Annotated in this window: 11 protein-coding genes; 6 read left to right on the top strand and 5 right to left on the bottom strand. The window is 51.3% G+C overall.

What is annotated here, in order from left to right:
* Nucleotides 1–9: 9 nt before the first annotated feature.
* Nucleotides 10–123, bottom strand: a complete 114-nt coding sequence (locus RGV86_RS14035; protein WP_212741840.1) for a hypothetical protein — start codon at nucleotides 121–123, stop codon at nucleotides 10–12.
* 494 nt (nucleotides 124–617) lie between these two features.
* On the opposite strand from RGV86_RS14035, the gene RGV86_RS14030 reads away from it, so the two are divergent.
* Entirely contained in the window at nucleotides 618–1,670 is a 1,053-nt protein-coding gene (locus RGV86_RS14030) for a DUF2776 family protein (RefSeq protein WP_085461425.1), read from the top strand.
* A 99-nt stretch (nucleotides 1,671–1,769) separates the two neighbouring features.
* On the opposite strand, the gene RGV86_RS14025 is transcribed toward RGV86_RS14030, so the two are convergent.
* Nucleotides 1,770–2,963: a BaiN/RdsA family NAD(P)/FAD-dependent oxidoreductase gene (locus RGV86_RS14025; protein WP_000439175.1), complete on the bottom strand. Its 1,194-nt coding sequence runs from the start codon at nucleotides 2,961–2,963 to the stop codon at nucleotides 1,770–1,772.
* A gap of 230 nt (nucleotides 2,964–3,193) precedes the next feature.
* Here RGV86_RS14025 and pitA point away from each other — a divergent pair, with 230 nt between their 5' ends.
* Nucleotides 3,194–4,693, top strand: coding sequence for an inorganic phosphate transporter PitA (gene pitA, locus RGV86_RS14020; protein ID WP_000902771.1), 1,500 nt, complete (start codon nucleotides 3,194–3,196; stop codon nucleotides 4,691–4,693).
* A 67-nt stretch (nucleotides 4,694–4,760) separates the two neighbouring features.
* On the opposite strand, the gene uspB is transcribed toward pitA, so the two are convergent.
* Nucleotides 4,761–5,096: a universal stress protein UspB gene (uspB, locus tag RGV86_RS14015; RefSeq protein ID WP_000626187.1), complete on the bottom strand. Its 336-nt coding sequence runs from the start codon at nucleotides 5,094–5,096 to the stop codon at nucleotides 4,761–4,763.
* Nucleotides 5,097–5,486: 390 nt separating this feature from the next.
* On the opposite strand from uspB, the gene uspA reads away from it, so the two are divergent.
* The gene (gene uspA, locus RGV86_RS14010) at nucleotides 5,487–5,921 is read left to right on the top strand and encodes a universal stress protein UspA (protein WP_000323571.1); all 435 of its coding nucleotides are present in this window, start codon (nucleotides 5,487–5,489) and stop codon (nucleotides 5,919–5,921) included.
* 312 nt (nucleotides 5,922–6,233) lie between these two features.
* Nucleotides 6,234–7,703: a dipeptide/tripeptide permease DtpB gene (gene dtpB, locus RGV86_RS14005; RefSeq protein ID WP_085461360.1), complete on the top strand. Its 1,470-nt coding sequence runs from the start codon at nucleotides 6,234–6,236 to the stop codon at nucleotides 7,701–7,703.
* Nucleotides 7,704–7,751: 48 nt separating this feature from the next.
* Here the strand turns inward: dtpB and rsmJ are convergent, their stop codons facing one another.
* Nucleotides 7,752–8,504, bottom strand: coding sequence for a 16S rRNA (guanine(1516)-N(2))-methyltransferase RsmJ (rsmJ, locus tag RGV86_RS14000; RefSeq protein WP_000686601.1), 753 nt, complete (start codon nucleotides 8,502–8,504; stop codon nucleotides 7,752–7,754).
* Between the two features lie 7 nt (nucleotides 8,505–8,511).
* Nucleotides 8,512–10,554: an oligopeptidase A gene (prlC, locus tag RGV86_RS13995; RefSeq protein WP_309508492.1), complete on the bottom strand. Its 2,043-nt coding sequence runs from the start codon at nucleotides 10,552–10,554 to the stop codon at nucleotides 8,512–8,514.
* A gap of 262 nt (nucleotides 10,555–10,816) precedes the next feature.
* On the opposite strand from prlC, the gene rlmJ reads away from it, so the two are divergent.
* Together rlmJ and gorA are read left to right on the top strand one after the other, a co-directional pair.
* A complete protein-coding gene (gene rlmJ, locus RGV86_RS13990; RefSeq protein ID WP_085461362.1) occupies nucleotides 10,817–11,659 on the top strand; it encodes a 23S rRNA (adenine(2030)-N(6))-methyltransferase in 843 nt (280 codons plus the stop codon).
* A gap of 71 nt (nucleotides 11,660–11,730) precedes the next feature.
* Entirely contained in the window at nucleotides 11,731–13,083 is a 1,353-nt protein-coding gene (gene gorA / locus RGV86_RS13985) for a glutathione-disulfide reductase (protein WP_000160812.1), read from the top strand.
* The last annotated feature ends 34 nt before the right edge of the window (nucleotides 13,084–13,117 follow it).

Genomic DNA, 13,117 nt, shown 5'->3' with positions numbered 1-13,117 from the left:
GAACGATGTTCAGCGAATTCTTCCATCCAGGATGAGAAGGAAACGGCATATACGACCAGGGCGCCGCAAGATGAGCGCCAACGGGGAAGGCTTAGTGAAAACGGGTAGTAATGTTGTCATCATCAGCATTCCTGGCCGTAAATGAAACACGCATACTCATAAGTTAAATCAATTAAATACTAACAGTTATATTCATGTTGTCTATTTGATTACAATCAGCTTGTGATACATCACGATGTTCTACATTTCGATTACGTTTTTAACCCAAAATATCCTTAACAGGAACGGTGACTATCACACAGCGTTATTATTCTCTTGTGTACAAATATCTTAACGAAAGGTAATAAGGTATTTTTGCGAAAAAGGGTGGATGAGAAAAAGCAGCGTTTTAAGCAACGATGAAAAATAAGGAAAAGATATTAATTCAGAATTAGCTGTAGGATAAATATTTATTTGCCAGCATTAACTCGCCTATAAATTTCAATACTCAGAACAATAAATCCGGTTATAGTAAAGTTACTTTTTACAATTAGTGGTATCTCATTGTTATATTTAATTGACTAAAAATACTACTTACACGCTTTCTGACATTAGCGGAAACGCATATGGAGATTGAGATGAACATATATATCGGATGGTTGTTTAAATTAATCCCTTTGATAATGGGTATAATATGCATCGCGTTAGGTGATTTTGTATTAGCAGGTTCTGGGCAAAGTGAATATTTCGTTGCAGGGCATGTTTTAATTTCTCTTTCTGCAATATGCCTGGCGTTGTTCACTACAGCATTTATTATCATCTCTCAGTTAACTCATGGTGTGAATAAATTCTACAACACGCTATTTCCTATTATTGGTTATGCAGGTTCCGTTGCAACGATGATTTGGGGATGGTCTCTGCTGGCAAGCGATAATGTGATGGTGGATGAATTTGTTGCCGGGCACGTTATTTTTGGTGTTGGGATGATTGCCGCCTGCGTATCAACCGTCGCGGCATCTTCCGGGCATTTTCTGCTCATCCCGAAAAACGCAGCAGGGAGTAAAAGCGATGGAACTCCGCTTCAGGCTTATTCTTCGTTTATTGGTAATTGCTTAATTGCCGTGCCACTACTTCTGACTCTCTTTGGTTTCCTCTGGTCAGTTGCGCTTTTGCGTAGTGCAGATATTCCAGCGCATTATGTTGCAGGCCATGTATTCCTGGGGCTAACGGCAATTTGCGCTTGTCTTATTGGCCTGGTCGCCACTATTGTTCATCAAACGCGGAACACATTCTCAGCGAAAGAACATTGGCTCTGGTGTTATTGGGTTATTTTGCTCGGCTCACTTACCGTTATTCAGGGTATCTACGTATTAATCAGTTCAGATGCAAGCGCCCGTCTGGCACCCGGCATTATTCTCATTTGTCTGGGGATGATCTGCTACAGCATTTTCTCCAAAGTGTGGCTGTTGGCGTTAGTCTGGAGACGCACCTGTTCGTTAACCAACAAAATACCAATGATACCGGTATTTACCTGTCTGTTTTGCCTGTTCCTCGCGGCGTTCCTTGCTGAAATTGCGCAAATCGATATGGCTTACTTTATTCCCTCGCGAGTTTTGGTTGGCTTAGGTGCAGTGTGTTTTACACTGTTTTCCATCGTTTCTATATTAGAAGCGGGTTCTGCGAAAAAATAATAGAAAAGGCTTTAGATAAGGTGTCGAATGTCTTATCTGGGCTTTATTCAGGTTAATCCCCCCTGGTTACACCGCGAAAACGAGGGGGCATTTTGCTTCTTATTCTGCCGCCAAATCCTGCGCACAAGCCCACGCACTCGACCATGCCCACTGGAAGTTATAGCCCCCCAGCCAGCCGGTGACGTCCATCACTTCACCAATGAAGTACAGCCCCGGCACTTTGCGCGCTTCCATTGTCCGTGAAGAGAGTTCGTTGGTGTCCACTCCGCCGAGCGTCACTTCGGCGGTGCGATAGCCTTCAGTGCCGTTAGGTTGTACGCGCCAGTCGGTCAATGTGGTAATCAGCGCCTGTTGATCACGCACGTTGAGCTGTTTTAGCGAGACATCCGGGATTTGCCCGAGTTGTTGTAACCGTTCAACCAACCGTTTCGGCAGATGAACCGCCAGGGTGTTCTTCAGGCTCTGGTTTGGATGTGCGTTACGCTGCTCATTAAGGAAGGTTTCGAGATCCACATCCGGTAGCAGATTGATGCTGACAAATTCTCCCGGCTGCCAGTAGCTGGAAATCTGTAATACCGCAGGGCCGGATAAGCCACGATGAGTGAAGAGTAAGTTCTCGCGGAATACGGTGCCGTTTTCAGCGGTGATCACCGAAGGCGCCGCCACGCCTGCCAGCACCTGTAACTCTTCCAGCAACGGTTTATGCAGAGTGAATGGCACCAGGCCAGCGCGGGTGGGCAACACGTTGAGGCCAAATTGTTCGGCAATCTTATAACCGAACGGCGATGCGCCCAGACCAGGCATCGAGAGGCCTCCGGTGGCAATGACCAGTTTATCGCAGCCGACGGTCATACCGTTCAGTTCAAGCGTAAACCCCGTTTCATCCTTTGCCACACTCAGCACTTCGCTGCGCAATCTGAAGGTCACATTACCCTTTTCACACTCATCCACCAGCATGTCGACAATCTGCTGTGCAGAGTCATCACAGAAGAGTTGCCCTAACGTTTTCTCGTGCCAGGCGATGCCGTGTTTATTGACCAGATCAATGAAATCCCACTGGGTAAAACGCGCGAGTGCAGACTTACAAAAATGCGGATTCTGGCTCAGATAGGCGCCAGGCTCGACATAAAGGTTGGTAAAGTTGCAGCGTCCACCGCCAGACATGAGGATTTTGCGCCCCGGTTTTTTACCATTATCAATCAGCAAAACTCTGCGTCCCGCCTGACCTGCCAGCGCAGAACAGAACATACCAGCCGCACCAGCGCCTATAATAATGGCATCAAACCTTTCCACGTTGCGCTCCTCTTAGAAAAAACGGGCGTGAATTGTAAAGATTCCTCAGTGGTCGCACCAGCATCAATATTACTTAGGGGAAGTATTTACCTGAATTATATAAGATAATTATTTTTTGAGCAAAAATCATACAGGAGGCAAATCAAAAAAATCTATATTTCACTTTGCCCGCGCCGCGAAAGTCACTGATAATGCGCCGCGTTCATGTCCTCAAAATGGCGTAACGTCCTATGCTACATTTGTTTGCTGGCCTGGATTTGCATACCGGGCTGTTATTATTGCTTGCACTGGCTTTTGTGCTGTTCTACGAAGCCATTAATGGTTTCCATGACACAGCCAACGCTGTGGCAACTGTCATCTATACCCGCGCGATGCGTTCTCAGCTCGCAGTGGTTATGGCGGCAGTGTTCAACTTTTTGGGTGTTTTGCTGGGTGGTCTGAGTGTTGCCTATGCCATTGTGCATATGCTGCCGACAGACTTGCTGCTTAATATGGGATCGTCTCATGGCCTTGCCATGGTGTTCTCTATGTTACTGGCGGCGATTATCTGGAACCTGGGTACCTGGTACTTTGGTTTACCTGCATCCAGCTCTCATACGCTGATTGGCGCAATCATCGGTATTGGTTTAACCAATGCGTTGATGACCGGTACGTCAGTGGTGGATGCACTCAATATCCCGAAAGTATTAAGTATTTTCGCATCTCTGATCGTTTCCCCTATTGTCGGCCTGGTGTTTGCTGGCGGTCTGATTTTCTTGCTGCGTCGCTACTGGAGCGGCACCAAGAAACGCGCCCGTATCCACCTGACCCCAGCGGAGCGTGAAAAGAAAGACGGTAAGAAAAAACCGCCGTTCTGGACGCGTATCGCGCTGATCCTTTCCGCTGTCGGCGTGGCGTTTTCCCACGGCGCGAACGATGGTCAGAAAGGCATTGGTCTGGTTATGCTGGTGCTGATTGGCGTCGCACCAGCGGGCTTCGTGGTTAATATGAATGCCTCAGGCTACGAAATCACTCGTACCCGTGATGCAATCAACAACGTGGAAGCTTACTTTGAGCAACACCCTGCACTGCTGAAACAGGCGACCGGTGCTGATCAGTTAGTACCGACTCCGGAAGCAGGCGCAACACAACCTGCGGAGTTCCATTGCCATCCGTCGAATACCATTAACGCGCTCAATCGCCTGAAAGGCATGTTGACTGCTGACGTGGAAAGCTACGACAAGCTGTCGCTTGACCAACGTAGCCAGATGCGCCGCATTATGCTGTGCGTATCTGACACCATCGACAAAGTGGTGAAAATGCCTGGCGTCACAGCAGATGATCAGCGTCTGTTGAAGAAACTGAAGTCCGATATGCTGAGTACCATCGAGTACGCTCCGGTGTGGATCATCATGGCGGTCGCGCTGGCATTAGGTATCGGTACGATGATTGGCTGGCGTCGTGTGGCAACGACTATCGGTGAGAAAATCGGTAAGAAAGGCATGACCTACGCTCAGGGGATGTCTGCCCAGATGACGGCTGCGGTGTCTATCGGCCTGGCGAGTTATACCGGGATGCCGGTTTCCACCACTCACGTACTCTCCTCTTCCGTAGCGGGGACGATGGTTGTTGATGGCGGCGGCTTACAGCGTAAAACAGTAACCAGCATTCTGATGGCGTGGGTGTTTACCCTCCCGGCTGCGATACTGCTCTCCGGCGGGCTGTACTGGATCTCCTTGCAGTTCCTGTAATCGCACGCAGAAAAACGAGCGGGTCAACTGAATGACCCGCTTTTTTTATGCGTTATTGCTGTGGTACTTAATGCCAGATCATCAATGCAATCAGGCTTACCACGACCAGACCACACAATGCGCTGGTCAGAATAAACTGCCGACGCACACGCTCGCAGCGACGAATAAACTCATCATCGTGATGATCGCGATACCTCTGAGCATAGATATACCAGACGAGACGCACCTGTTTGTTAGGTTGGCCATGTGAGGTAAAAAAGCCCCCTCCATCTACATATTGATAGAGCAATGGATCGCAATTACGCAGTACCACTAACAACGCGCGTAGTGATGAGAAATAGCGCGCCATGTTAACAATGCAAACGACACATAAAGCCCAAAATAATGCGACGGTGCTTATCATACCTCCTCCCCGGCGACCTGCCCACGGAGTTCCACTCCGGGGCTACCGCTCCCGATACGCTGCCAATCAGTTAACACCAGGTCCTGGAGAAACCGCTTTTGTCGTGACACACATCCGAGCGGCTCTATAGATAGTGTAGGAGATCAGCTTGTTTTTTTTCCATAAGGTTAACCACTATCAATATATTCATCTCGAAAATTTGATTATCTGATTGGTAAGCAAGGCGGATTGACGGATCATCTGGGTCGCTATAAGGTAAGGATGGTCTTAACACTGAATCTTTACGGCTGGGTTAGCCCCGCGCACGTAGTTCGCAGGACGCGGGTGACGTAACGGCACAAGAAACGCTAGCTGGCCAGTCATCGACAACTTTATGGAAGGAGTAACACTATGGCTTATAAACACATTCTCATCGCGGTCGATCTCTCCCCGGAAAGCAAAGTTCTGGTAGAGAAAGCAGTCTCTATGGCTCGCCCCTACAATGCGAAGGTTTCTCTGATCCACGTAGATGTAAACTACTCTGACCTATACACCGGGCTTATTGATGTGAATCTGGGTGATATGCAGAAACGCATCTCCGAAGAGACGCATCACGCGCTGACCGAGCTCTCTACCAACGCAGGTTACCCAATCACTGAAACCCTGAGCGGCAGCGGCGATCTGGGTCAGGTTCTGGTGGATGCAATCAAGAAATACGATATGGATCTGGTTGTTTGTGGTCATCACCAGGACTTCTGGAGCAAACTGATGTCTTCCGCGCGTCAACTTATCAACACCGTTCACGTTGATATGCTGATTGTTCCGCTGCGCGACGAAGAAGAATAATCATCCCCTCCCGACTTGCCCCCGACGCCCGCTTATGCGGGCGTTCTGCTTTTGCGCTCTCCTGTTTTCCAGATGCGGCCAGCAGGCTCATAGATACCCGGGGCTATCCAAATTTTCAGCATCTCAAAAATCAGAATGTAAAACCATCTCACTTCAAACAACCAGCATGATTAGCTGGTTACTTTCTGTCGAAATAGTGCATATAACTATTTACCACATCAATATTAAAAATCTTAGACATCTGTAAAATCTTTCGCGTGCAACCACTTACGCGTTCATACTTTTCAGGATGGTATTGGAAGGTTAATAAATATGAATACAACAACACCCACCGGGATGCTGCAACAACCTCGCCCATTTTTCATGATCTTTTTTGTCGAATTATGGGAGCGATTCGGCTACTACGGCGTGCAAGGCGTGCTGGCGGTTTTCTTCGTTAAACAACTCGGATTCTCACAAGAGCAGGCCTTTGTCACCTTTGGCGCTTTTGCTGCGCTGGTCTATGGACTTATCTCCATTGGTGGCTATGTCGGCGACCACCTGCTTGGGACTAAACGCACCATTGTTCTTGGGGCTATTGTGCTGGCGATTGGTTACTTCACGACCGGAATGTCGCTACTTAAGCCTGATCTGATTTTCATCGCCCTGGGCACTATTGCCGTCGGCAACGGCTTGTTTAAAGCCAACCCGGCAAGCCTGCTTTCTAAATGCTATCCACCGAAAGACCCGCGTCTGGATGGTGCTTTCACTCTGTTTTACATGTCGATCAATATTGGTTCATTGGTGGCGCTGTCGCTGGCACCAGTGATTGCCGATAGATTTGGTTATTCCGTTACCTATAACCTGTGCGGGGCAGGTCTGATTGTCGCGCTACTGGTCTACATCGCCTGTCGCGGGATGGTGCAAGATATTGGTTCAGATCCTGACTTCCGACCACTGAACTTCGGCAAACTGTTGTACGTGTTGATTGGCAGCGTAGTGATGATCTTCGTCTGTGCATGGCTGATGCACAACGTAGAAGTCGCCAATCTGGTGCTGATCGCCCTCTCCATCGTCGTCACCATTATCTTCTTCCGTCAGGCATTCAAGCTGGATAAAACCGGGCGCAATAAAATGTTTGTCGCCTTTGTCCTGATGCTCGAAGCGGTGGTGTTTTACATCCTCTATGCCCAGATGCCAACGTCGCTGAACTTCTTTGCCATCAACAACGTACATCATGAAATTCTCGGTTTTTCCATCAACCCGGTCAGCTTCCAGGCGCTTAACCCATTCTGGGTGGTACTCGCCAGCCCAATACTGGCGGGCATTTACACGCATCTGGGTAACAAAGGCAAAGACCTCTCGATGCCGATGAAATTTACTCTCGGCATGTTTATGTGCTCGCTGGGATTTCTGACTGCCGCCGCTGCGGGAATGTGGTTTGCTGATGCGCAGGGGCTGACATCGCCGTGGTTTATCGTGCTGGTTTACTTGTTCCAGAGCCTGGGTGAACTGTTTATTAGCGCCCTGGGTCTGGCGATGGTTGCTGCTCTGGTGCCACAGCATTTGATGGGCTTTATTCTGGGAATGTGGTTTCTGACGCAGGCTGCCGCGTTCTTGCTCGGCGGCTATGTGGCGACATTTACCGCAGTGCCAGACAATATTACCGATCCGCTTGAGACGTTACCTGTCTACACCAACGTGTTTGGTAAGATTGGTCTGGTCACGCTGGGCGTTGCAGTAGTGATGCTGATGATGGTGCCCTGGCTGAAACGAATGATTGAGACGCCGGAAAGCCATTGATGATTCTTGCAGAAAAACGGGTAGCTATAACGCTACCCGTTTTCACTTTTACACCGGCGTTCCGGCATAAATATCAAAGCGATGCCCTTTGGTGACAACCGCGTTCGGTGTGGCAATGTTTGCCAGCGGCGGCGCGTAGTCCGGGCGCTTTACCACCACACGTTTGGTCGCCAGTTGCCGCGCAGGCTCCAGCAACCCATCGGCATCGAGATCCGGCCCCACCAGCGACTGAAACACTCGCATCTCTTTCTTCACCAGCGCGCTTTTCTGCTTATGTGGGAACATCGGGTCAAGATAGACCACTTGCGGGCGTGGGGTAATATCGGTTAGCGCCGTCAAACTGGAAGCGTGAATCAACTGCAACCGTTCCTGCAACCAGCCACCAATTTCCGCATCGGCATAGCCACGCGCTAGGCCATCGTCGAGCAGCGCGGCAACTACCGGATTACGCTCCAGCATCCGTACACGACAACCGACAGAAGCCAGCACGAAGGCATCACGACCTAATCCTGCGGTCGCATCGACGACATCCGGCAGATAATCGCCCTTAATGCCCACCGCTTTTGCTACCGCTTCGCCGCGACCACCGCCGAATTTGCGTCGGTGCGCCATTGCCCCGCCGACAAAATCAACGAAAATGCCGCCGAGTTTCGGCTCATCACGCTTACGCAGTTCCAGATGCTCTGGCGTTAACACCAAGGCCATCAGATTGTCTTCATCGTGCTCCAGCCCCCAGCGGGTCGCCAGAACAGATAAGGCGCCGTCTCCGGCGCCCGATTCATCAATTAAGCAGATTTTCACTGAATGATCAGCCCTTAATGCCGTAGTGCTCCAGCATCGCATCCAGTTGCGGTTCGCGACCACGGAAGCGTTTGAACAGTTCCATCGGCTCTTCTGAACCGCCACGGCTCAGAATGTTGTCGAGGAACGACTGTCCAGTATCACGGTTGAAAATCCCCTCTTCCTCAAAGCGCGAGAAAGCATCCGCCGCCAGCACATCAGCCCACAGGTAGCTGTAGTAACCTGCTGCATAACCACCAGCAAAGATATGGCTAAATGCATGTGGGAAACGGCCCCATGACGGAGACGGCACCACGGCAACCAGTTTTTTGATTTCTGCCAGGGTTTCGAGGATTTTTGCCCCCTGATCCGGACGGAATTCCGCATGGAGGCGGAAATCGAACAGACCGAACTCCAGCTGACGCAGAATAAACAGCGCCGCCTGGTAGTTCTTCGCCGCCAGCATTTTATCCAGCAACTCTTTCGGCAGCGGTTCGCCGGTTTCATAGTGACCGGAGATAAACGCCAGCGCCTCCGGCTCCCAGCACCAGTTTTCCATAAACTGACTCGGCAGTTCGACCGCATCCCACGGCACACCGCTGATACCGGAAACACCGGCGGTTTCGATGCGGGTCAGCATATGATGCAGGCCGTGACCGAACTCGTGGAACAGGGTGATCACTTCGTCATGGGTAAACAGCGCCGGTTTACCGTTCACCGGGCGGTTGAAGTTACAGGTCAGATAAGCGACCGGTTTTTGCAGCGAACCGTCGGCTTTGCGCATCTGGCCTACGCAGTCATCCATCCACGCCCCGCCGCGCTTGTTCTCACGGGCATACAGGTCGAGGTAGAAGCTGCCGCGCAGTTCGTTGTTCTCATCATACAGTTCGAAGAAACGCACATCAGGATGCCAGACATCAACATCTTTACGCTCTTTGGCGGTGATGCCGTAAATACGTTTCACCACTTCAAACAGGCCGTTAACCGCTTTGTTTTCCGGGAAGTACGGACGCAGTTGTTCGTCGCTGATGCTGTAGAGGTGCTGTTTCTGTTTTTCGCTGTAGTAAGCGATATCCCACGGCTGCAACTCATCCACACCAAATTCGGCTTTGGCGAAGGCACGCAGTTGCGCCAGCTCTTTTTCGCCCTGCGGACGCGCACGTTTTGCCAGATCGGTTAAGAAATCAAGCACCTGCTGCGGATTTTCTGCCATTTTAGTGGCAAGCGATTTGAAGGCGTAGTTTTCAAAACCCAGCAATTGCGCCAGTTCGTGACGCAGGGTGAGGATCTCTTCCATCACCTTGCTGTTGTCCCACTTACCGGCGTTCGGGCCTTGATCGGAGGCGCGTGTGCTGTAAGCGCGATACATCTCTTCGCGCAGAGACTGGTTGTCGCAGTAAGTCATTACCGGCAGGTAGCTTGGGATATCCAGCGTCAGCAGATAGCCTTCCAGTTCTTTCGCTTCGGCCTGGGCTTTTGCTGCAGCCAGCGCGCTTTCTGGCATACCCGCCAGCTCAGCTTCGTCGGTAACGAGTTTAGTCCAGCCCATCGTCGCATCGAGGACGTTGTTGCTGTACTGGTTGCCCAGCTCGGAGAGACGGGTGGCAATCTCGCCGTAGCGTTGCTGTTTCTCTTTCGGCAGACCGATGCCCGACAGTTCAAAATCACGCAGTGCGTTATCAACCGCTTTCTTCTGTGCCGTGTTCAGCGTGGCGTAATGATCGCCATCGCGCAGATCGCGATACGCTTTATACAGCCCTTCATGTTGCCCTACCCAGGTGCTGTATTCTGACAGCAGCGGCAGCGTTTGTTCGTAGGCTTCGCGCAGCTCCGGGCTATTTTTCACCGAGTTCAGGTGGCTGACCGGGGAGAAAATACGTCCCAGCACATCGTCCACTTCTGCCAGCGGTTGGCAGAAATTTTCCCAGGTGTACGGTGCCCCCTGCGCTACCACGCGCTCCACATTTTCGCGACAGTCGTTCAGCGCCTTAGTCACGGCAGGAACGACATGTTCCGGGAGAATTTTAGAAAACGGAGGCAATTCAAAGGGAGTCAGTAACGGATTCGTCATAGGTACAGTCCTGGTTAAATAGAGGGAACGAAACGCTCACAGGCGCTTTCGCCGGAGGCGACGCAGACGTCTTATCCGGCCTACGTTAATAGGCCGATGCCATCCGACGCGTAATGGGTAATAGCATGGGGTTAAGTGTAGTGAATTTCAATGAGAAACGTTACGCTTTCGCGGCGACGTCCTCTTTTCGGTATACTGTCCTGATATGCTTTTGTGCGCCCCAAATACGGGCCGATTTTTACTTACCGGAACACCTTTACCCATGCTCAGTTATCGCCACAGCTTTCACGCTGGCAACCACGCCGACGTCCTTAAACATACCGTTCAGAGCCTGATCATCGAGTCGCTGAAAGAGAAAGATAAACCGTTTCTCTATCTCGATACCCACGCAGGGGCCGGGCGTTATCAGTTAGGCAGCGAACATGCCGAGCGTACCGGCGAATATCTCGAAGGTATCGCCCGTATCTGGCAGCAGGACGATTTGCCCGCAGAACTGGAGCCGTACATCAATGTGGTAAAACACTTCAACCGTAGCGGACAGTTGCGTTACTACCCCGGTTCGCCATTGATTGCCCGTCAGTTACTGCGTGAACAAGACAGCCTGCAACTGACCGAGCTACATCCGAGCGATTTCCCGTTGCTGCGTTCTGAATTTCAGAAAGACAGCCGTGCGCGCGTAGAAAAAGCCGACGGCTTCCTGCAACTGAAAGCAAAACTGCCGCCAGTTTCCCGTCGTGGCCTGATCCTTATCGACCCACCGTATGAAATGAAAACCGACTATCAGGCGGTGGTCAGCGGGATAGCAGAAGGCTACAAACGTTTCGCTACCGGCACTTACGCGTTGTGGTATCCGGTGGTGTTGCGCCAGCAGATCAAGCGCATGATCCACGACCTGGAAGCGACCGGCATTCGCAAAATTCTGCAAATTGAACTGGCGGTGCTGCCGGACAGCGACCGCCGTGGTATGACCGCTTCCGGCATGATTGTGATTAATCCACCGTGGAAGCTGGAGCAGCAAATGAACAACGTGCTGCCGTGGCTGCACAGCAAACTGGTTCCGGCAGGCACCGGGCACGCCACCGTAAGCTGGATCGTGCCAGAGTAATTGCAGCCATTGCTGGCACCTATTACGTCTCGCGCTACAATCGCGGTAATCAACGATAAGGACACTCTGTCATGACTAAACACTATGATTACATCGCCATCGGCGGCGGCAGCGGCGGTATCGCCTCCATCAACCGCGCGGCTATGTACGGCCAAAAATGTGCGCTGATTGAAGCCAAAGAACTGGGCGGCACCTGCGTGAACGTCGGCTGCGTGCCGAAAAAAGTGATGTGGCACGCGGCGCAAATCCGTGAAGCGATCCACATGTACGGCCCGGATTATGGTTTCGATACCACCATCAATAAGTTCAACTGGGAAACGTTGATCGCCAGCCGTACCGCCTATATCGACCGTATTCATACCTCCTATGAAAACGTGCTCGGTAAAAATAACGTTGATGTAATCAAAGGCTTTGCCCGCTTCGTTGATGCCAAAACGCTGGAGGTAAACGGCGAAACCATCACGGCCGATCATATTCTGATCGCCACCGGTGGTCGTCCAAGCCACCCGGATATTCCGGGCGTGGAATACGGCATTGATTCCGATGGTTTCTTTGCCCTACCCGCTTTGCCAGAGCGTGTAGCGGTTGTTGGTGCGGGTTACATCGCCGTTGAACTGGCTGGCGTGATTAACGGCCTCGGCGCGAAGACGCATCTGTTTGTGCGTAAACACGCGCCGCTGCGCAGCTTTGACCCGATGATCTCCGAAACGCTGGTCGAAGTGATGAACGCCGAAGGCCCGCAACTGCACACTAACGCCATCCCGAAAGCGGTGGTGAAAAATGCCGATGGCAGCCTGACGCTGGAGCTGGAAGATGGTCGCAGTGAAACGGTAGATTGCCTGATTTGGGCGATTGGCCGTGAACCTGCCAATGACAACATCAACCTCGAAGCCGCTGGCGTTAAAACCAACGAAAAAGGCTATATCGTCGTCGATAAATATCAAAATACCAACGTTGAAGGTATTTACGCGGTGGGCGATAACACAGGCGCAGTGGAACTGACGCCGGTCGCGGTAGCGGCAGGTCGCCGTCTCTCTGAACGCCTGTTTAATAACAAGCCGGATGAGCATCTGGATTACAGCAACATTCCGACCGTGGTCTTCAGCCATCCGCCGATTGGTACTGTTGGTTTAACGGAGCCGCAGGCGCGCGAGCAGTACGGCGACGATCAGGTGAAAGTGTATAAATCCTCTTTCACCGCCATGTATACCGCCGTCACCACTCACCGCCAGCCGTGCCGCATGAAGCTGGTGTGCGTTGGATCGGAAGAGAAGATTGTCGGTATTCACGGCATTGGTTTTGGCATGGACGAAATGTTGCAGGGCTTCGCGGTGGCGCTGAAGATGGGCGCAACCAAAAAAGACTTCGACAACACGGTTGCCATTCACCCGACGGCGGCAGAAGAGTTCGTGACAATGCGTTAAATGTTAAAGGGCAAAGAGTGGTGTGCTCTTTGCC

The organism is Escherichia ruysiae (assembly GCF_031323975.1).
Classification (GTDB): Bacteria; Pseudomonadota; Gammaproteobacteria; order Enterobacterales; family Enterobacteriaceae; genus Escherichia; species Escherichia ruysiae.
The sequence above is the reverse complement of the archived record's forward strand: the minus strand, read 5'-3'. Positions and strand labels throughout refer to the sequence as shown.

Coding starts and splice junctions, on each gene's coding strand:
- uspA (WP_000323571.1), top strand. CDS start 5,487: ATGGCTTATAAACACATTCTCATCGCGGTCGATCTCTCCCCGGAAAGC.
- RGV86_RS14030 (WP_085461425.1), top strand. CDS start 618: ATGAACATATATATCGGATGGTTGTTTAAATTAATCCCTTTGATAATG.
- dtpB (WP_085461360.1), top strand. CDS start 6,234: ATGAATACAACAACACCCACCGGGATGCTGCAACAACCTCGCCCATTT.
- pitA (WP_000902771.1), top strand. CDS start 3,194: ATGCTACATTTGTTTGCTGGCCTGGATTTGCATACCGGGCTGTTATTA.
- uspB (WP_000626187.1), bottom strand. CDS start 5,096: ATGATAAGCACCGTCGCATTATTTTGGGCTTTATGTGTCGTTTGCATT.
- gorA (WP_000160812.1), top strand. CDS start 11,731: ATGACTAAACACTATGATTACATCGCCATCGGCGGCGGCAGCGGCGGT.
- rlmJ (WP_085461362.1), top strand. CDS start 10,817: ATGCTCAGTTATCGCCACAGCTTTCACGCTGGCAACCACGCCGACGTC.
- prlC (WP_309508492.1), bottom strand. CDS start 10,554: ATGACGAATCCGTTACTGACTCCCTTTGAATTGCCTCCGTTTTCTAAA.
- RGV86_RS14035 (WP_212741840.1), bottom strand. CDS start 123: ATGATGACAACATTACTACCCGTTTTCACTAAGCCTTCCCCGTTGGCG.